Origin of the sequence: Paenibacillus sp. OK060 (assembly GCF_900101205.1) — a bacterium.
Classification (GTDB): Bacteria; Bacillota; Bacilli; order Paenibacillales; family Paenibacillaceae; genus Paenibacillus; species Paenibacillus marchantiae.
The window spans coordinates 635939-656367 of record NZ_FNFR01000003.1 but is presented as its reverse complement, the minus strand read 5'-3'; the positions used below and the strand labels follow the sequence as shown (position 1 = coordinate 656367).

The 20429-nt window shown below is 45.5% G+C and carries 18 protein-coding genes; 10 read left to right on the top strand and 8 right to left on the bottom strand.

Translation table 11 applies throughout. The features are described from left to right. Positions 1–48: 48 nt before the first annotated feature. From BLS14_RS14570 to BLS14_RS14560, 3 genes are all read right to left on the bottom strand, one after another. Complete coding sequence (locus tag BLS14_RS14570; protein ID WP_090952514.1) at positions 49–2334, bottom strand: 5'-nucleotidase C-terminal domain-containing protein; 2286 nt, start codon at positions 2332–2334, stop codon at positions 49–51. A 179-nt stretch (positions 2335–2513) separates the two neighbouring features. Next, positions 2514–3557 (bottom strand): NAD(P)/FAD-dependent oxidoreductase, encoded by a 1044-nt coding sequence (locus BLS14_RS14565; protein ID WP_064641577.1) that lies wholly within the window; start codon positions 3555–3557, stop codon positions 2514–2516. Positions 3558–3591: 34 nt separating this feature from the next. Beyond that, positions 3592–4566, bottom strand: coding sequence for an ABC transporter substrate-binding protein (locus BLS14_RS14560; protein WP_090952511.1), 975 nt, complete (start codon positions 4564–4566; stop codon positions 3592–3594). A 165-nt stretch (positions 4567–4731) separates the two neighbouring features. Between BLS14_RS14560 and BLS14_RS14555 the strand changes: the two genes are divergently transcribed. After that, a complete protein-coding gene (locus tag BLS14_RS14555) occupies positions 4732–6387 on the top strand; it encodes a helix-turn-helix domain-containing protein (RefSeq protein ID WP_072733868.1) in 1656 nt (551 codons plus the stop codon). Between the two features lie 16 nt (positions 6388–6403). On the opposite strand, the gene BLS14_RS14550 is transcribed toward BLS14_RS14555, so the two are convergent. Continuing rightward, entirely contained in the window at positions 6404–7594 is a 1191-nt protein-coding gene (locus BLS14_RS14550) for an MFS transporter (protein ID WP_090952509.1), read from the bottom strand. A gap of 321 nt (positions 7595–7915) precedes the next feature. Here BLS14_RS14550 and BLS14_RS14545 point away from each other — a divergent pair, with 321 nt between their 5' ends. Beyond that, a complete protein-coding gene (locus BLS14_RS14545) occupies positions 7916–8878 on the top strand; it encodes an endo-1,4-beta-xylanase (RefSeq protein WP_072733866.1) in 963 nt (320 codons plus the stop codon). 120 nt (positions 8879–8998) lie between these two features. Here BLS14_RS14545 and BLS14_RS14540 read toward each other — a convergent pair whose 3' ends face one another. Further along, complete coding sequence (locus tag BLS14_RS14540; RefSeq protein WP_090952507.1) at positions 8999–10336, bottom strand: glycoside hydrolase family 30 protein; 1338 nt, start codon at positions 10334–10336, stop codon at positions 8999–9001. Between the two features lie 119 nt (positions 10337–10455). Here BLS14_RS14540 and BLS14_RS14535 point away from each other — a divergent pair, with 119 nt between their 5' ends. Next, positions 10456–11403: an AraC family transcriptional regulator gene (locus BLS14_RS14535; RefSeq protein WP_090952503.1), complete on the top strand. Its 948-nt coding sequence runs from the start codon at positions 10456–10458 to the stop codon at positions 11401–11403. 144 nt (positions 11404–11547) lie between these two features. On the opposite strand, the gene BLS14_RS14530 is transcribed toward BLS14_RS14535, so the two are convergent. Continuing rightward, on the bottom strand, positions 11548–13068 hold the full coding sequence (locus BLS14_RS14530; RefSeq protein ID WP_090952500.1) for a leucine-rich repeat domain-containing protein: 1521 nt from the start codon (positions 13066–13068) through the stop codon (positions 11548–11550). Positions 13069–13555: 487 nt separating this feature from the next. On the opposite strand from BLS14_RS14530, the gene BLS14_RS14525 reads away from it, so the two are divergent. From BLS14_RS14525 to BLS14_RS14495, 7 genes are all read left to right on the top strand, one after another. Next, on the top strand, positions 13556–14446 hold the full coding sequence (locus tag BLS14_RS14525; protein ID WP_090952498.1) for a diacylglycerol/lipid kinase family protein: 891 nt from the start codon (positions 13556–13558) through the stop codon (positions 14444–14446). A 174-nt stretch (positions 14447–14620) separates the two neighbouring features. Next, positions 14621–15538 carry an aldo/keto reductase gene (locus BLS14_RS14520; protein ID WP_063565845.1) on the top strand — a complete coding sequence of 306 codons (918 nt, stop codon included), beginning with the start codon at positions 14621–14623 and terminating at the stop codon, positions 15536–15538. Positions 15539–15812: 274 nt separating this feature from the next. Next, on the top strand, positions 15813–17195 hold the full coding sequence (locus BLS14_RS14515; protein WP_072733861.1) for a transcriptional regulator: 1383 nt from the start codon (positions 15813–15815) through the stop codon (positions 17193–17195). Between the two features lie 241 nt (positions 17196–17436). Then, positions 17437–17607: an aspartyl-phosphate phosphatase Spo0E family protein gene (locus BLS14_RS14510; RefSeq protein WP_072733860.1), complete on the top strand. Its 171-nt coding sequence runs from the start codon at positions 17437–17439 to the stop codon at positions 17605–17607. A gap of 98 nt (positions 17608–17705) precedes the next feature. Next, positions 17706–18086 (top strand): GntR family transcriptional regulator, encoded by a 381-nt coding sequence (locus BLS14_RS14505; protein ID WP_064642001.1) that lies wholly within the window; start codon positions 17706–17708, stop codon positions 18084–18086. Beyond that, on the top strand, positions 18083–18964 hold the full coding sequence (locus BLS14_RS14500; RefSeq protein WP_064641593.1) for an ATP-binding cassette domain-containing protein: 882 nt from the start codon (positions 18083–18085) through the stop codon (positions 18962–18964). The genes BLS14_RS14505 and BLS14_RS14500 overlap by 4 nt, the downstream gene beginning before the upstream one ends. After that, positions 18961–19659, top strand: coding sequence for a hypothetical protein (locus tag BLS14_RS14495; RefSeq protein WP_064641594.1), 699 nt, complete (start codon positions 18961–18963; stop codon positions 19657–19659). Before BLS14_RS14500 ends, BLS14_RS14495 begins: the two co-directional genes overlap by 4 nt. Before the next feature lie 55 nt (positions 19660–19714). Here the strand turns inward: BLS14_RS14495 and BLS14_RS14490 are convergent, their stop codons facing one another. Together BLS14_RS14490 and BLS14_RS32600 are read right to left on the bottom strand one after the other, a co-directional pair. Further along, positions 19715–20236: a hypothetical protein gene (locus tag BLS14_RS14490; protein WP_063565849.1), complete on the bottom strand. Its 522-nt coding sequence runs from the start codon at positions 20234–20236 to the stop codon at positions 19715–19717. Continuing rightward, the gene (locus BLS14_RS32600; protein ID WP_161490608.1) at positions 20229–20369 is read right to left on the bottom strand and encodes a hypothetical protein; all 141 of its coding nucleotides are present in this window, start codon (positions 20367–20369) and stop codon (positions 20229–20231) included. The genes BLS14_RS14490 and BLS14_RS32600 overlap by 8 nt, the downstream gene beginning before the upstream one ends. Between the last annotated feature and the right edge of the window lie 60 nt (positions 20370–20429).

The following is a 20429-nucleotide window of genomic DNA, read 5'->3' as shown; positions in this document are numbered from 1 at the left end:
GGTCTTTCTTATGAATAGATTAATTACCTAAAGTCGTCAATTGGAAGTCTATTTCAGCATAGTTACGTATTTTCCGTAGACATAAGCTACGCGTCCATCCAGTTTCACTTTGACCCAGCCATACTTATCTGTACTGATTACTTCAAGGACGGTGCCTTTCGGTACGGCAGTAACTACTTTGGCTTTGGATGAAGCGCTGGAGCGCATGTTCAGGTAGGCCGCAGTAACCTTGGCTTGTTTACCTTTAACGACTGTACCTGGTTTACTTGTACCTGGTGATGTCGATGGTTTTCCAGGTTTCGATGTGTCTGGTTTCGGTACTGTTGGTGTCGTCGGCTTCTCAGGTGTAGTAGTCTCTTCCTCACCACTGCCAGTGGACGCCTTACGAGCTTTATTCAGCTCTTGATAGAACTCACCTTTGGTTTTCACGCCAGAGAATTTCGCGATACTTACGTTCGCTTTGGAGGCAAGTGTGGTCATTTCTTCTTGAGTCACCGTATCCAAAATGTTAATGGACGCAATATTGGTATACTTGCCATCTTCCGTTGTAGGAACAGACATGATGCCAGCATTAATTAGCTCTACGATATCTGCACGTGCAGGTGCTGTCAGATCAACACCGGTGATTTTCCAGTTGTGCTGGATTTTCGGTTCGTAAACGCCCTTCATCACGTCTTTGAGATAAGCAATGGACAGATTACGGATCGTACCTTGAATCTCGCCAAATGCTGAAGCATCCTTGGAGGACCATAATTGCTTGAACTTACGTCCTTCCAGTGCCCCACCTTTGGCAATCAGGGCTTCCATCCGGTAGGCATTCATGCCGAGCTTGAGCGTATCGTCTTCTTTAACCACTTTGCCATTACTGTATTTTAGGTTCGTAATCCGACTGCCGTAAGGCTTGGTCAGGTCAATCTCATACGTCACTCCGCCGAAGAAATCGTCGGTGCTGTATTTGGAAGCACGTCGTTTCGGATCAAAACTGATCGTCACATCACCAGGACGTGTGGAGTTAAAATAACCCGCAGACCATTCCATGTAATCCTTCAGATCACGTCCGGTCACTTCATATACCGTTACTTCACCAAAGGTATATTGGTAGTTGAACGCGATATCCTTTTTCTTGATCGGTCCGACATCCAACTTGGCCTTATCGTTATCGATCTGATGTGCAACAACATCGGCATCGCTGTAATGCATCATGACCTCAGTGAAGAAGTCTGAGAGTGGTGTCTCCTGAATTTGCACAGCAGGAATACCTTTGATTTCATCTGCTGGCACCAGGTTGGTTCCTTTTAGTTCAGCTACTTCAATGTTGGCATCGGCACGAGCGAACTCATGGAACGGATGCAGTGTATCTTCCAGTCCGGGATCGGACACTTCATAAGAGCCATCAGCTGCTTTTACAGCGAGTGCTTGAGCTTCCTTGCTTTTCAGTACAACCTTGTCGCCTTCTTTGGCAAACGTGAGGTCAATCCGTGAAATATGTGAACCATATTTGTTCGGCTCGGAGATTAATACGCCGTTAACCGTTTGGGATTCAATCAGGGTATGCATGTGTCCGGCAAAAATGGCAGCCAGCTCCGGGTTGGCATTGGCGATATCCGTGACCCCGGTGCCCGGGTTCCCGTTCTCGTTATCCAGTCCCATATGCATGAGTCCAACCATGACATCCACTTTGCCTTTCAGCTCAGCGATGGCCTTCTTGGTCTCTTCTACAGGATCTTTGACAATGAGGCCATTCAGGTGATCCGTACCTTTCTCGAACTCCGTAATCATAGGTGTGTTCATTCCGATGACACCAACCTTGATACCGTCTTTCTCAATAATCGTATAAGCAGGCATGTAGCGGTCGCCGTTTTCTTTGAAAATGTTACCTACCAAGGGTTGTCCCTTGAACTGTGAGGAAATCTTCTCTAATACGTCCAATCCAAAGTTAAATTCATGATTTCCCATAACCCATGCGTCATATTTCATTTCGTTCATTGCGACCATCATGGGAGATTGAGGTTGATCGTTGAACAGTTCAGCCGAGTTGTCCTGAATCATGTCGCCTGCATCCAGCAGAATCGTATTCGGATTCTCAGCACGTACTTTTTTTACAATCGTGTACAACTGCGTCATGCTGCCTGTCGGATTCGGACCGTCCAGGGCATAGTCCCACGGCATAAATCGGCCATGAATGTCTGATGTTCCCAGCAACGTAATCTTGGTTTCCTTGTCTGCTTCAGCAGCCTGAGCCGGAGTGGAGGCAAAAGGTGCGAAGAGGATGGAGGCACATAAGAGGAATGATAAGGGCCATCCGGCGTAACGTTTCGGCGAAAATTTGCGCATGTTGTAATCTCCCTTGTTATCTAGTGTTATGTAAAGATATGTGTTATTGGAGTTAATACTAGATAAACATTTGGTAAATGTAAACCACAAAATGACAAATAAAAGAGACCACTCTGGATCATTCCATGGAAATTCCATAGGGAGTGATCAGAGTGGTCTCTACGCGTATCTCTATATGTTTAAACTTCTTCCTCAACCATACCCAAAGCCCGGTTTTTCTCTTTGAACAGCTCATTGTGTGAAGATACATATGCCATTAGTGAAGCATCTGGTTGTATATATCGCTTAGCACTGTTTAGTGCGAGAATACCGCTGGTAAAAGTGCCTGCCAGTAATTCAACTTTACTATCATAGGCTACAAAATCGCCTGCAGCGAATACACCGGGAACGTTGGTCGTCATCTCGGCTCCCACCTCCAGGTTCCACTCACCGAGATCCAGACCCCAATTCCGGATGGAACCATAATTGCACTTCATGCCGTGATTGACGATGACCGCATCAACCTCCAACTGCTCTCGCTCTGACGTCTCAGTATGGAGGAGGGATACACGATCAATTTGTGTCCCGTCGCTGCTGTGGAGCGCTTCAATGGTATAGGGTGTCCGAACCTGGACGGAGGAGTTCTTCATCATCGTAACACTTCGCTCCAGACCGCCAAAATGATCCCGGCGATGAACGATCGTTACGCTGCTGGCAATGGACTGCAACTCATTGGCCCAGTCCACAGCGGAATCTCCTCCGCCCGAAATTAGTACCCGCTGATCCCGGAATCGTTCTAACTCCTGAACCGTGTAGTGCAGGTTGGTCACCTCGAAGCGATCTGCTCCTTCAATCTCAAGCTTGACGTTCTGGCGCTCGCCATAGCCAATGGCCAGAATAACGGTCCTGGTCAGATGTTGCTGACCGTGATCAGCGGTGAGCAGGATGGTTCCATCTTCCTGACGCTCCATGCCGACAATCCGCTGGCCGAGCACAATCGTCGGATCAAATGTGTGGGCTTGTCCAATCAACTGGGCAATGAGTTGTTCCCCACGAATTGGGGGCATGGCCCCAACATCCCATATCATTTTCTCAGGATAGGTCAGGACTCTTCCGCCCAATTCATCCTGTGCTTCTATGACCTTGGTCTTCAGTTCTCTCATTCCGCTATAAAAAGCCGTGTATAACCCGGCGGGTCCTCCGCCGATGATGGTCACATCATATCGTTCAAGTGAATCTTTCATCGCTAACCTCCATGATTCGTTGGGCAGAAACCCTTTATTTTTTGAGCATCACAGGGAGCTGTTTGATCAGTTCTTCCCTCGCCAGCGGATCTGTTGATATACCTAGCCCACCATTCACGAAATATACTTTACCGGCTTTGATAGCGGGTAGTTGGCTCCATACGGGACCCTTGGTCATGTTCTCAACTTCCTTCAATTCCTCGTCACTGTAATACACAATGAAAATTCGGTCTCCGGCAATTTCGGGCAGCTGTTCGCTGGAAATATCGGCATAGCCATAGTCATCCGGGTTATCAATCATTTTCTGAATCGCTGTGGTTGGCTTGAATCCATCCTTGTTATAGACAAAACCGGTCAGGTAACTGGTCGTGTACACACTCAATCTTTTCTGGCCAATCATGTATTGAAATACGGATGCCGTCTCGTCCTTCTGAATGGTGCCATCCTGCTGCAGTGCGGTCCACATCTTCACAATCTCAGCTTCATGACGTGCGAGAAATTCTTCAGGTAGTTGCTTGTTGCCGAGCCACTCGCCCAGTCGCTTGATCCGATCAGGCATAGGGTCCCATTCATTGGTCAGGATAACCGGAGCGATCTTGGAGAGCGTCTCATTCTGCTTTTGGTCGGGAGTTGATGTAATAATCAGATCGGGCTGAAGTTCCACAATCTTCTCCGGACTTGGCGGCCAGCCGATATCTGCAACATCTTTCAGTTCGTCTTTATACGTCGCGTATTGCAGACCTTGCTGTACCACACCTACAGGCTTGATACCAAAAATTAATAGATCCCCAACGGTGTTGTCTGTGTATACGATACGTTTGGGCGCTATGGGAATCTCCACCTGGTTACCATAGGCATCGGTCGCCATTTGGGTTCCTTTTTCCTCAGTTTGGCTGGTGGTCTGTGCTGTATTACTTGTTGTATCGGCTGTTTTACCGCAAGCTGTTGCAACCAATACAATCAAACATAAGGTGAGCAACGTGGTGAATCTCGACATTTTGTGTATCATGAATATCCCCCTGTATGGTTAAACATTTACTGATAATCATTATCAATAAACCAAGTGTAATGCGGTTCAAGGGTGCATTCAATGGAATAATAGGACGTTTTTTTTGCATTAATAGGCTGGTTGTGGGCAAGTTTCGGTCATTGATAACCAAGGAAGAGTTGGGTTATGATGATTCTAATTGATAATGGTTATCAGAAAAAAGGAGAGCTAGCTGTGGATCTGACTCATCTCAAAACCCGGTACGTTGTTCCCGACATTTATTACGAACTTCACGGGTTGGCTCTACAACATCTATCGCATAAAGATGGCATTCCACGACAAACGCTAACCACCGACCTCATGATTGTGGTCGAGGAGGGGGAAGGTCTGCTCATTTGCGATGGTAAGATAAATGAACTGCAATATGGGGTGCCCCTGGTCATCAATGCGGGACACACTGTAGAGATTCGGATGAATGAAGAGGCGTTGTTATCCGTGTGGTTAATCGCATTTACATTGCATGATCCTGAGCGCCAAATGTCCCCTTCCCTTATAGAGACCCGCGAAACGGATACGGCCGGATTTCGATCCATAGTGCAGCGAATCCGGGCCATTGAAAACCGCCGTATGGCGCAGGATCGCAAACAACGAGTCGGCATTCACACCCAGTTTCAGAGATTGATGAGCATGGTACTGAAAGATACCCCTGAGCACGAAGGAGAAGTCTCCAGTGAGCATACAAGAGCGAACATATCCGAGATCATTACGCAGCTAAAAGGCCGTTACAACGAGGAAATTACCGTGGATGAGTTGGCAGATCAGGCCAGGATTAGCAAGCGGAGGTTTACCCATTGGTTCAGGCAGCTGACAGGAACGAATCTGTCGGATTATATGACAACTCTGCGGATGGAACATGCCAAACAACTGCTATTACGCGGGGAGCGTATGAAGGAGGTGGCCGCTATGGTGGGATATCGGGATGAATACTATTTCAATCGTCGATTTAAACAGATGGAAGGAATCTCACCGGGCCAGTTCATTCTTAACCATCGGAAAAGTTCATCTAACATCTGTGTGATGAGTTGCCTCGGTCATCTGCTTGCCCTTGGGATCCGCCCAGCAGCGGTTGCCAAAAATCTAGCCAATGAGCATTACCTAAGCAAGTTGAGTACGAGTTTCCATAAGGTCAACAGCGTACCGCTGGACCCGCAGGAAATTTCCTATTTGCAGCCAGAGATGATTCTGGTTGGAAATCAGGAGGAGTACGATACGTTGTCGCCAATAGCGCCAACATATATTTTTTCACAGAACGACGACAAGCCATTCGTATTGTTACAGAAACTTGGTGAGGTCTTTGGTAAGGGGTTTGAAGCGGAGAAGGTAATGAAGCAATATGAGCGCAAGGCACAGCGCCTGAGATCGCGGTTGAAAGGTATGATTCAGAGTACGGATACATTCTCTGTGATGGAAATACGCGATGACTCAATCTATGTGTTCGGGAATTACTGGTGCAGAGGAGCCTACAATCTGTATGATGGCCTTGGACTCCAGGCACCTGAACGTATACAGAAGGAATTAATAGACCGTCAGGCTTATCTCATGATCTCAGAGGAGCAAGTTGCATCCTATGTAGGAGACCACTTGTTCCTGACGGTACTGGATTCGGAGCGGTATCAACATATGTCCAGCAGCATCTGGTGGCAGGAAATGCCTGCAGTGAGGCAAAACCAGGTGTATATGACGGAGTATACGGAATTCGCAGTTACTGATCCCATATCTATGCCTTACCAACTGGATGCCCAGATGAAGTTAATACTTGAACGTAAAATGCTCCATTCCTGATCGGATCACTTAACTCTTATACCGTCTCAATTGAATTACCGCTACGAGAGGTGAAAAATTTTATTTTGACAACGATGGATACCAAAGCAAGCAAACCAAAGATGATTCCGCTCCAGATGACCTGATGGATGCCGAGTTGGGCAATGAACCAGCCGCCAATGGAGGTACCGAGAGTAATCCCCAGATTAGAGAAAGAGACAAAGAGGCTGTTTCCGAATTCCGGCGCTTCCTGAGATTCCGTCGTAAGCCAAGTTTGGCTGACAATCAGACCGCCAGAGTGAATCGCACCCCAGACGAACACCATGATAATCATCGGAATGAAGTAGGTACCTGCATAGAAAACGAGTAAATAAGCCGCCATGTATAGCACCGGGAAGAGGAGAACGGTCCTCGGAATATTCCGATGCAGAAGCTGTCCGAATACCAAATTGCCGGCGATCATAATAACACCAAAGGCCAAGAGCATCACACTAATACATGAACCGCCCATACGGGTGACTTGCCCAAGGTATTCGGCGAAATAACTGTATACGGAGAACATCGCTGCAAAAATAAAATTGACAGTAGCAATATTTAGCCACAGCGCAGGTTTCCGCAAAATGCCGATCTGTTTGCCATAAGACATCTTCTCTTGCACAGGCATCGAGGGCAACCATATCCATATACCGATGAAAGCAATGATACTGACAACCGCTCCGAACCAAAACGCAGCCTCCAACGAGAATCGTTCCGCAAGATAGGAAGTTAGGGGCACGCCAAATGCAAAGCCGGCAGTGATTCCGGTAAAGACTTTGGCAACGGCCTGACTGCTTTTTTCCGGTGGGACCAGCTTGGCACCCGTGACGAGAGCAACGGAGAAGAAGACTGGATGGAAAATGGCCGGGATAATCCGAAAGATTAGCATCATGTCGAATCGGGTTGTGTAGGCATATACTACGTTGGAAATGGCGAACAATAGCACGGCAGTTAACAAAATGGTTTTACGATTGATACCAGATACGAGCAAAGTCAGGAAAGGGCCAGACACAGCAACGACGAGAGCGAAAATACTTACCAGCCATCCGGCCTGTGCAGCGGTGATGTTGAATTTCTGCGTGATCAGGGGCAGTACTCCGATAATGCCGACTTCTGTAGTAATGATGGCGAATACACCGAGCGCCAGAATGAGGATGAGTAACGGATTAACCTGTTGTGATTTCGATTTCATGTTAAAGTCTAGACCTCCAAATATATTTATATATATATAGAAAAATAGATATATTAAACTAAAAAAATGCCTCCTCACCTATATAAAAATATATGGCCGATATAATAAGTTCTCAGAATTACATTATATCTATATTTATAGATTTGTAAATATAATAAAGTGTAAGTCATTTAGTTAAGTCATCATGTTAGTGCCCAACATCTATACTTTTTGAGGGACAAGCTATACTTTCTACATGGATAATTACAAATATATCCAGTAAAATGAAATTTGTAAGCGCTTACCAATGAGTCAAATACTAAAATTCAAAGGAGGAAGATCATGTTCAAGTCCAGATGGTTTAAGACTGTAGGTTCACTGGCATTGGTTGGTGTGCTCGCTACCTCAGTCGCGGTTGGCAGTGTGAGTGCAGGTTTGGCCAAAGGTAGCAAGTTTTTGGGCAATATCATTGCAAGCAGTGTTCCCTCCAATTTCAGTCCCTATTGGAATCAGGTAACGCCGGAGAATTCAACAAAATGGGGAGCAGTCGAAGCCACGCGTAACAATATGAACTGGTCTCAGGCAGATATTGCCTACAATTATGCCAACAACAATGGATTTCCGTTCAAGTTTCACACGCTTGTCTGGGGAAGTCAGGAGCCAGGTTGGATTAGTGGACTTTCCGCTGCAGATCAGAAAGCTGAAGTAATCCAGTGGATCAAGGCAGCAGGTCAGAGATATTCCAAATCCGCGTTTGTCGATGTAGTTAACGAACCATTACATGCCAAACCTTCCTATCGTAACGCCATAGGCGGGGATGGAGCGACAGGGTGGGACTGGGTTATTTGGTCTTTTGAGCAAGCAAGACAAGCTTTCCCGAACGCCAAACTCCTGCTGAACGAATATGGGATTATTGGCGATCCGAATGCAGCTGATCAATACGTTCAGATCATCAATATCTTGAAGAGCAGAGGCCTGATTGATGGCATCGGCATCCAGTGTCATTACTTTAATATGGATAACGTTTCTGTCAGCACAATGAATACCGTATTGAACAAACTGGCCGCAACCGGATTGCCGATCTATGTATCCGAACTGGATATAACCGGCGATGATAACACACAGCTGCAGCGCTACCAGCAGAAATTCCCTGTCCTCTGGCAGCATTCGGCCGTTAAAGGTGTGACGTTGTGGGGCTTTAATCAAGGTCAGACTTGGGTGAGCGGTTCTCATTTAGTGAATACCAATGGTACAGAGCGTCCAGCACTGCAATGGCTGAGAAATTATCTTGCGAACAATCCTTAAGCGAGGTAGGCAAAATCATTTACAGAATCATTTCTTTCCATAACTTTGCACAAGAATATAACGTCATATCCCCCACATCAAGTAGGGGGACATGACGCTATTTCGTGGTTTGAATGGGTATTAGGATTGGGAAATAATAATACTGTTGAAGGAATCAGCCTCCAGCTCGAACCGGAGTGTCTGCCCTTCATATGCCAGTTGCAGGTCACGGCTGTCCTTGAACGGATTGTTGATGACAATGACGAGACTATTGTCCGGGTTGCGGAAGGCCACGGCTTTGCCACTCCAGGCTCCAGACAGTCCTACTCTTCGTGCACCAGGCACGACATCATGAGCAAAATGCTTCATCACATAATACTCGGGATTCCGAATGATTCCTTTGGAATCCGGGTCTACCGTAATCATGGAGTTTTGCTCCCACCCCCATGTGCTGCGGCCTTTTGGCTCCAGAACCATGTTCCAGTAAATATACGCATTCACTCCATTACTGAAATAGTGCTGGTACAGATTAAATACATACTTGGCGTAGTTCCACGAGTTGTTGCCGTCACCGCACTCATTCTCGGTCTGCATGTAACGAAGCTCCGGGTAGCTCGCGGCTGTACGTTGGATGGCATTTTTGCCTGCCCACTGATAACCAACTCCCTTTATATAGGCGTAGGCTTTGGGATCACTAAGCACCAGCCCGGCATATTCATCAAAATCATTGGTTTTCTTCTTGATCAATTCTTCCCATGGATCAGGTGCGTTGATCGTTCCCAGCCAGATTTCCGTATCCAGACCGTGCTGATCAAAGGCAGGACCCAGGTAATCGGCGATAAACTCACGCAGCTGCTCTCCTGTCCACATGCAGGAAGGGAATTTCTGATCCGCGATGACTTCGTTTTGTACATGGACCTGATGGATGGTAATGCCAGCGTCCTTGTACGCCTGTACGAATTTGACGAAATACAGCGCATAAGCTTCCAGGATATCCTTCTCCCAGCGCAGCGTTCCATAGTTATAGGCTTTCGGTGATTTCATCCAGGTGGGCGGGCTCCACGGCGAGGCGAAGAATTGCAGATTCGGATTATAGCTCAGGGCCTCTTTGATGTATGGAATCAGATATTTGAAATCACGTTCGATCGAAAAATGTTCCATGGTCACATCGCCGTCCACCTCATTGTGACTGTACCATTGCTCTGCATAATCACTCGCGCCAATGGGCAGGCGACAGATGTTGAATTTATGTTCACCTTCCGGGTGGAAGAGGGAATGAAATACGTCATGACGCTGCTCCTCATTCAAGTGGGACAGGGCAATATAACCAAGCTCATTAAAACAACCGCCAAATCCTTCTACAAGCTGATGCTGTTCACCTGTGAGCTTTAAGTTAGCGTTCTCATTTGTGGATGTATAAGAGATCTCTTTCCATGCATGATCTGGTGTAGTGGAATAACCATGTAATGTCAGGGACATTGGAATTTCCTCCTCGCTTGAATCTTAGGTATGATGTACAGTCAGTATATCAAGTCCCATTGCAAAAGAAGATACGCTGAACCGCGTAAAATTTGCCCTAATCCAAGGTGGTGAAATGCATGATCATTCCTGAACCATACCGTTCTTATCTATCTCCGGAGAGCCGATGGCTGCCTGCAACAGACTGGAACGTCAAGCTGTTTGGTGCTCACATGCAAAAGGTGAAACAGGGCTGGCAAGTGCCGCTAGAATCGCATTTGGCCTTTGAATTGATATTGATTCTGGAAGGGTCGCAGACGACGATACTGGAGAATATTCGTTATGATCTCCACGCAGGAGATATATTGCTTATCCCGCCTGGATGCAAACATACCAATGAATGTAATCAGGAGCAGGGGCTTACCTACTTTATTGCCCATTTCAATGTAGATGAGGTTCTGTTTCGCCAGGAGATGAGTAGACATGTGCAGATGTTGTTCCCATGTGGCGGCGAGGATAATCAGCGATTAACGGAAGTCATGATGAAATGGGTGGATCTGCTTCAGCACAAAGAAGAATATACAACATCAGATCTGTTCCGCATGCAGGCTGGTTTGCTGGAGATTTTGGCGATATTGGCAGAGCAAAGCTCCTCCCGTTCCCAAGAAGCCGTATCGCCTACTGTGGCGCACTATGCAACACTGATTGCTGAGGCAATCAAAAGCCGCTTCAATGCCGGGAATATCCAGCGGGAAGGTCTGGGGGATAAGGAGATTCGGATTGAAGAGATTGCGGCCTCGCTTCAAATCAGCCCTGGATATGCTCTGGAGACATTTCAGAAAGTATACGGCATCTCCCCGCGCAGATATTTGTCCGAACTGAAGCTCCACGAGGCCAAGCAGCTGATACACCAGCCTGATCTTAACCTCACTCGGGTTGCTATCATGCTCGGATATTCCAGTCTTGCGCACTTCAGTCGTCAGTTCAGAAGATGGACTGGCATGAGTCCCAGTGAATACAGACAGACAGACCATGGGCAGCATCCGTTTTTTCGATTAAATAATCGCATTCCGCGTGATCATATCTAGTTTAATGCTCATCAAAAATCCCCGCTGATGTTCAGACGGGGACTTCGCTGTGCATGTAACAATCTACATGGAGGGCATATGAATTGAATTGTGCATTAAGATAAGTTGAGATAAGTGCGCGGTGCTTGATCATGCTTTGCTTAATTAAGGTTGTACGCTCTCGTCCTGCGCTTTGTTTTCGAAGATCAGAATCGTTTTGCTGCTTCCGATATACGCAACCGTCGTATTGAATTGCTCCGAAATAAAACGTACCGGGACAAACGCCTTTCCATCCTTCATCAACAGGGGTGCATCATTTATAGCAAGCGTATCGTCCACAACCACCTGCTTGTTGCCCACCGTCCAATGAATCGTTGTATCATTCTGCGCAATCTGAACCTCCTGTGTATCCGGATTCCAGTTCACGCTGGCATTCAACTGCTCGGAGACAAAACGGAGCGGTACATAGGTCCGTCCCTCATCGATAAAAGGTGCAGCCTCCAGTGCGTAAGCACGATCCCCGACATAGGCTGTGGTAGAGCCTTCAATAAGCCGCTGGAAATTACCCTGTGGAGTACGCTTCTGCTCCCGCACATTCATCTGGTTTAGAAGCCGCATCGTGTCACTACCGTTCGCAACATCCAGATAATTATTTTGCACCGTAAGTCCGGCAGGTTCCGGTTCAGAGACCGAGGTCTGCGTACCGGAGGATAAGGAAGTGGAAGCCGAGATATCCGTTATCGTATTTGTATTTGCAGAGCTGTTTCTTGTAAAAGTAAAACCGGCAATCGGTGACAGATTCCACACCCGGTTATTGGACAGTTTCAGTACTTCCAGCTTGGACAGCTGGCGTAACGGCTCCAGATCATAGATCTGATTGGACTCTGCATTCAGTTCTTTCAACCCTACCAGGCCTTCCAAGGGTGCCAGATGCTGAACCTGATTCCCGGAGAAGTCTAGCGCCTGCAGGCGTGTCATATGCTTCAAGGGCATCAGATCGGAGATCTCGTTGCCTGCCACATTCAGCTTCTGAAGTGTATTCGGCAGATCAGCTAGTACATCCAGTGTATGAATGTGGTTGTTGGCCACATTGAGCTGTTTCAGTTTTCTTTTATCTGCCAGTGGTGTCAGGTCCGTTATCGCATTATTCGAGATTTCAAGCCATTGAAGATCATCTGCATCCGCCAGTGCGGAGAGACTAGTAATCTGGTTACCGCTGGCGTGAAACGTATGTAATCGGGTGAATCCACGTACAACTTCTATGGAAGAAATGGAATTGTTGCTGATATACAGCCGTCCCAGGTCTTTCAAATCAGCCAGTGCATCAATCGATGTAATGTAATTATTGCGAACGTCAACCTCGCGAAGCTGAGTCAGATGCGCCAGCGGTGTTAGGTCTTCAATCTCATTGCCATATAACCGGAGGTGAGTCAGATTCGTGGCGTATTCCAGACCGGACAGGCTTTGAATGCCTGCATTGCTTAGATCCACCACGTTCAGCTGCTCCAGATCGGAGGAGGTTAGAGGGGCATCTACCGGTTTGTTCAGGATCAGCTTCAGTCCGTTCTCCAGTGCAGGATCTTTGATAATTCCTTCGTCCAAGTCTGCCGTAGTATAGGCCATCGCTTGCCCAGCCGCCCCAAGACTCAGGATGAAGATTAGAAATAGTAGAGTCATTCTTCTCATTGCATGAATTCCCTCCGATTCCGATTTTAAAATACTCCGAACAGATTGATTTTTTTTGATGATATATAAGGTAAGTACAATATTTACACGATAACGGAGAGGGCAGAAAAAACCTGAAGAAGCGAAGCGGTCACCTTTATCACGGGATTTCTCCCTTTAGAAAAAGGGAATCAAAGAAATCCGGGGATAACAGTGATCGGAAGGTTGTTCTGCCATCGGAGTGGTAAGTGTAAATAGATCAGTTTAACTTATGCAGGCACGAATAAAAACACATCTATAGTTATTAACCCATCATAGGGCAAAAGGAACAAGAAATTCATGACAGGTAGAACATCTACTTCTATTCTATATGATACAAACCCCATACTGCACTCCTCCAGCCATCTTTTTCAAAAAAAATTGTACAACTCCCCCAGATGCTATTCAACTCCATAACAGAAAGGGTATAGATGAAGTAAGAAAGCCATTTGGAGGAGAAGATGCAGGTATGCGCCAAGCCATGATCATTAGTAATCCATCGTCGGGTAAAGAAGAGGCTCAGCAATATGTGTCCCAGGTACAAGAAATTCTTGAATCACAGCAGTATGAAGTGGTAGTCAATGAGACGGCTGGTGAGGGAGATGCGACCAACTACTGTCTGAGTGCCTGCAAAGATGGCTGTGATCTCGTCATTTCCATCGGAGGAGATGGGACGCTGCATGAGACGATTAACGGCATGATGGATCAGGAGCATCGTCCCAGACTGGGTGTGGTGCCGCTGGGTACGGTGAATGATTTTGCGCGTGCGCTGAATATCTCGCTTGATCCGGAGGAAGCCATTCGGCAGTTACGTTCGGAGCAGATCCATAGGGTGGATCTTGGTAAAATCAATGATCGTCTGTTTGCCAACGTGGTGGCAGCTGGTTCATTGGCAGAGGCGTTGTTCTCTGTATCTTCGGAAGAGAAGTCGAAGCTGGGTTCATTCGCTTATTTGAAAGAAGGATTGAAAGATCTGATGAATACACCGGCCAAGCCACTAACTATTGAGTATGACGGGCAGTTTTGGGAAGGGGAGTCTCCACTTTTCCTCGCGGCACTGACCAATTCGGTTGGAGGTTTTGAGAAATTGTCCCCAGAAGCAGCGGTGGATGATGGGCTAATTCATTGTTTTGTGATCCGTAGCATGAATGTCTTTAATACGGTAACACTCGGAACGTCCCTGTTGTTTGGCAACCTGAAGAACCATAAGGATGTTGATTATTTTACGGCAAAAGAAGTTCACGTCCATTCTACAGAAGCCATTCGTACAAATGTGGATGGGGAAGAAGGGCCTTCTCTGCCCATTCAAATCAGTGTACTGCCCCGGCATATTGAAGTGATAGTCCCGGAAGAAGTATAGGTGAGTGATCGATGCAGAAAAAAACCTCCATTATTCCATATAAGAATTCTAAAATTCCATTGAAACCGATTGCAGTTCTGTGTCACAATCATAGACGGAAGACAAGTATATACTAGTTGGCAAAGATCATGAGAATGAATGTACGATACTATTCGAATATGGAGGGAAATCATCTTGAGAACAATTAAACTTGGCAGCAGCGCACTCGAAATACCGGTTGTAGCCGTTGGCTGCATGCGAATTAATTCATTAAGCAGCAAAGAAGCTGAACATTTTGTTCATTCCGCCATGGAAGCAGGCGCGAACTTCTTCGATCATGCTGATATTTATGGAAACGGGGCGTGTGAGGAGATCTTTGCAGAGGCTGTGCAGATGAATCCCCAGGTTCGTGAAAATATGATCCTTCAATCCAAATGCGGTATCCGCAAAGGCATGTTTGATTTCTCCAAAGAGCACATCTTGAATTCGGTGGATGGCATTCTGCAGCGCTTGAAAACCGATTACCTGGATGTTTTGTTGCTGCATCGCCCGGACACCTTGGTTGAACCGGAAGAAGTGGCTGAAGCCTTTGACCAGCTGGAACGCGAAGGTAAAGTGCGTCACTTCGGGGTATCCAACCAGAATCCGAACCAGATCGAACTGTTGAAAAAATACGTTAAACAGCCACTGGTAGCCAACCAGCTGCAGTTGAGTATTACGAATACCACGATGATTGACAGTGGAATCAACGTAAATATGGAGAACGATGCGGCGGTTAACCGTGATGGCAGTATTCTTGATTATTGCCGCCTGCATGATATCACGATTCAACCATGGTCCCCGTTCCAATACGGATTCTTCGAAGGCGTATTCCTGGGCAGCGATAAGTTCCCGGAACTGAATGCGAAGATCGATGAGATTGCTGCAAAATATGAAGTGAGCAACACGACCATCGCAATTGCTTGGTTGCTGCGTCACCCGGCGCAAATGCAGCCCGTGACAGGTACAATGAACATCCAGCGTTTGCAGGATTGCATCAAAGCTGGCGATGTTCACCTTACACGCCAAGAGTGGTACGAAATCTATCGTGCAGCTGGCAACGTGCTGCCTTAAACCCCAATCAATACATAGCAGAATGATCTGCTGTATTGCATGTAAAACACGAGCGTATATAGCGCTCGTGTTTTTATTTTATCCTTTATTTGATGCTTATTCGTTCCCGGTATAAAATAAGGGTAGGGCCTCTATTTTAACAAAAGGATTATTTTGTAATTAATACAAATTAGTTGAATTTATCTTATTGACCCTTGCTTAATTATTACATATAATTACTTTTGCATACCGTTAATCCTGTTTATGGTTTTTTATTTTGGAGGGTGGTGTTAGTTTGGAGCCGACAACCACGATACGCGATCATTTAGAGAGTTATCTGAAGCGTGAGCAGATGTCCATTAGTCTTTTTTCGGAAACGTCAGGAATTAACTCGGGTACGCTGAGCAACATTTTGAATAAGAATCGTCCGATTGCGATGCAGCAGCTGGATCGAATCACCTCAGCTATGAGACTTGAAGAAGGTTACTTCTATGAATTGTATATAGATGAGTGTTTTGTCCATGCTGCCCCTGACTGGCGAAGACTGGGACCATTCCTTCATCGATGTGCAGAATTGGATAAATTGAATTGTATTGAAGATGTTATCCGGTTGATGATGGATAATCTATCTTATATCCCTTTGTTATTTGATCTGGCTGAAGAATTCTACCATGCTGGTAAATTCAAACCGGCCGTTCTACTATATGAAACGATAGCCGAGAGTGAGAAAATGCAACACTCCGAACGGCTTGCACTATGTCAGTATCGACTATTCAGATTGGGGCTGAGCAATGATCAGCAACGAAATCTAATCATTGCGGCCCAATTCGAATACTATGTGGATCGACTGGATGAACGCTATCAGCTGGATGCGCTCAACGAACTGATTAATGCCTTTGGTGCTTTGCACAGATGGAATAAAGTTCAGGAGCTGTCCGAGAAGCTTAGGGTGAAAGCAACCATCCATTATGAGCTTAATGGGAGAAGGAAACAGGAAGAAACCAAAAGACCGATTGTATTTTACATTCTGTATTCTTATTTGGCTTCAGGTAGTGCGTGCTATCAACTTAAAGACTATCAAGGCGCGCTTAAATATGTTTCTTTATACACGGATAACAGTTGGGTGAAGAACCCTAATCAAGACGAGATGGTAGTTATGAATCAGTTTCAGGAATGGGCTGAGGGAAACCGTTATATATATCAATTAATGAGCGGACAGTTTGATGTATTGCCTGAATATTTGAATTACATCTCAACAAAAGAAAATGAAATTTTCCCGGCGCTTTGTGATATTGTGACTGCTGCCAATCGCTATGATAAAAATATTGATGATGTGCTCGAACAGTATGAATCATACTTTACGTACCAGGAACAGAGCAACCGAATTGGAAAGGTTAGCAGACAGGTTACAGATGATCGATATCTACGTCTTTTAGCAGATCTCGCTGCGTATTATTTAAAGAAAGACGAGTATTTCACAGGAATACAATTTGTTCTGGATAGTTTGCGATTCTCTATTGAAATTAGCAGTGGACGAGGTATGCTTAGAGGTGTCGGACTGTTTGAGCAATATAGGGAGTTTGCAACTGAGACGGCGAAACAGCAATACAAATTGATCATTAGTGAGGTGCAGAAACTCAATGAAGAGAAAGTTGGCTTTGCTGATAGCTACATGTAGTATTATTATTTACATTGTAGCTCCTGCTACGGAACCTGTCTCAGTCAAGGAAGTTCCAGACCCCGGCATTATGAGAACTGCTGACCACGGATTCGGAACTTAAAAAATTGGTAAGGGACGCTTCTGAATATTCATTCAGAGGCGTCTTTTTTTGCGTCTGGTGGAAGAATAAGTATGTCGTACCCCTTGCGGCCTATCGATTGGCATAATAAACTAAAATATGACAAAAAGGAGGGGTACTATGGATTGCTTGGAGTTAATGTCACAGATCGAAGAAGCCAGACAACAGCTTCACCGCTTACAGTCGGAATACGGTAGTCTGCTTCATCCTGAAGTCATCCAGCAATCTGTAGTTCTGGACGGTCTTATTAATCAATACAATCGAGCCAAAATGAAAAATTTGATTAATTAGTGGTTCGCCTATTTACATATTGGTTTCCGTATACTATAGTTAGTCACATGAGCAACTAACCGACTAACTAATTAACGATGAATGAAAGTTGGAATCGCATGAAATCGAATTTGGATGAATCTCAGCCCATTTTTCATCAGATATCCATGATGATTATGGATGACATTGTAGACGGCAGATTGAAGGTAGAGGAACAGGTTCCGTCTACCAATGAGCTCTCTCGCTTTTACAATATTAATCCAGCCACGGCACGCAAAGGGCTTCAAACGCTCGTGGACAAAGGTATCATTTACAAACAGCGGGGTGTTGGAATGTTTGTTGCGAAGGGAGCCAGGGAAGCGTTGCTTGTTGAGCGAAAACAGCATTTCTACGAGGAATATATTAAACCTTTACTTGAAGAAGCCAGACGGATTCACATGAATGAGGATATGATTATTGATTTGATTCGCGGCAAGAAGGATAAGGAGAGTGAGTTATGATTCATATCGAGCAGATGAACTACAGCTATCAGAAAACAAAAACGCCGGTTCTGAACAACGTTACTTTGCATGAAAATGAGCCGATCATCAGTGCAATGTGGGGAAGAAACGGTGCCGGCAAAACAACCCTGATGAGTCTACTCGCAGGCCATAACCGACCTGATGCTGGAACCATTCAAGTGATGGGCCAGGATCCATACAATAACTTGGCTGCGCAGGAGAACCTGTGTTATATCCAGGAGAACCATCCCCTGGGTAGAAATTGGACGATCAAGGACATGGTTCGATTCGGTCAATACTTCCATCCTCAGTGGAATCAGGCTCTTGCCGAGCAACTAATCGACATCTTCGAATTACCAGAGAAGAAGAAGATCGTCAAATTCTCAAAAGGCATGAAGACCGCCGCTCAGATGATATTGGGTCTTGCCAGTAACGCAAGGGTAACGATTCTTGATGAGCCCACCAATGGACTTGATGCTGAGAAACGTAAATATTTCTACAATGCTTTACTGGAGACTTATGAAGATAACCCGCGTCTAATTCTAATATCAAGCCATCATATTGAGGAAATTCAGCCTTTATGTGAGTCCCTTATCGTTCTGCAAGCAGGGGAAGTGTTGTTTAATCAGTCGATGGAAGAGATGCGCGAAAAAGGAGTTCTTCTAACAGGGAGAATAGAAGATATCAATCGAGTCACCGCAGACGTGAAGGTCATAGAATCTTCCCAGATGGGATCGACCTTGAAAGTGATGATTGATGAGCCATACTCGAAAACGTGGAAAGACATCGCTCATACGCAGGGGCTTTCCATTGAGAAGGCGACATTACAGGATTATTTGGTTAACAGGACGCGTAATCAGGAGGGGATTAAGCGATGAACTCGGTGAAAGGTACGAATCGGCTGATTCTGGATGATATGCGCTGGTATTTGATGATCTTCTCCTTCATCACCCTTATGCTTACTGTAGTCTATCTGGCCATTGGATTCATCTTCGATATTGCTTATACTACACAACTTTGTGGTCCAATGTATGGAGGGATCTGTGCTTTTGCGATTGCGGGAATCGTTACCTTGTTTCCGGTTGCGATAGGTATAGGGAGTACACGCATTCAGTTCATGAAATCCTTCTATATCATTTCGGTTTGGATGGTCATAGGCACAATTACCATCCTGAATATAATCTATTTTATTACGCATCTTCTCCTTGAATATGGGACACTTCGCGTAACCTTTTATCAACCAGGCATGCTGTACTCAAGCGAATATCATTTTTTCTCCTATTTGTGGATCGATCTGATGATTGGTTTTCTCGTGCTGGGACTGTCCATCTTTTCAACCGTCTGTTGGATCAGATTGGGGATGCGCAATTTTTTCAGTCTGTTCTTTGGATTTAGCTTAATCGTCACGCTGGTATTTACTTTGACCGATCTTAGTGAGTTTATGTTGTGGATTGCGGGAGTCAATCGCATGACATTGTTCACCGCTCTGGGGGTCATTGGAGGTGCTTTGCTTCTGAGCACGTACCCCATGATGAAGAATGCGCCGCTTACAATGAAAGGCAGAAAAGACTGATAAGATCAGAAAAACACGAGTGCGTACATACACGCCTCGTGTTTTTTTGTATGAGTTAAGCTTGAGCTTGTGGTTTGAATCCTTCTTCTTTGAGATACTCGCCTGCTTCGCTACGCGTTTCGAAAGCCATATCCAGATTAACACCGGAATACACATACCACATGTCATCTTCATATTTTAAAGTAAGTGTATGTCCATCTTCATCGATCCATGTTCCGCCAGCAGTAGAGGTTGTAGCCAATGTAGGAGCAGCTTTTGCTTGTTCTGGCTCTGGCTCTTCTAATTCTACTGCGTTGGGATTGGTTGACATTGCTTTAATCGTTTCATCTAACAATGTGCGTAGATCTGCTTCGGAGTAATCTCGAATATTGACGAATCCTTTATTATCGGTCTCATAGTTGGGCAGCAGCCCTGCATAGATATAACCGTTACCATTAGGATGAATATGGAGAGCAACAATCTTTTTCTCGTACGCACTTTCTTCGTAGTGGAAATTAACACGGCCGAGAGAAACATCTTTGCGTTGCAGTTGGGGATACGATTGTAGCACTTCAAGCTTTTGTTCAACGTTAAGCATATTTTCCTCCTGTTAGTGTTGGGTAGTGGTGATTATAACATACATAGGTGAAAAGATAAGCATCAAAAAACAGGCGCAGTATAGCACCTGTTTGAGGATTCACATCATAGATGATGGCTTGTAATAGTAGCATTAAATGAATATCGTGGAAAAGTGCGCTTCCTTCTGGTGGAAAATGAGAAGCGCGCCTTTC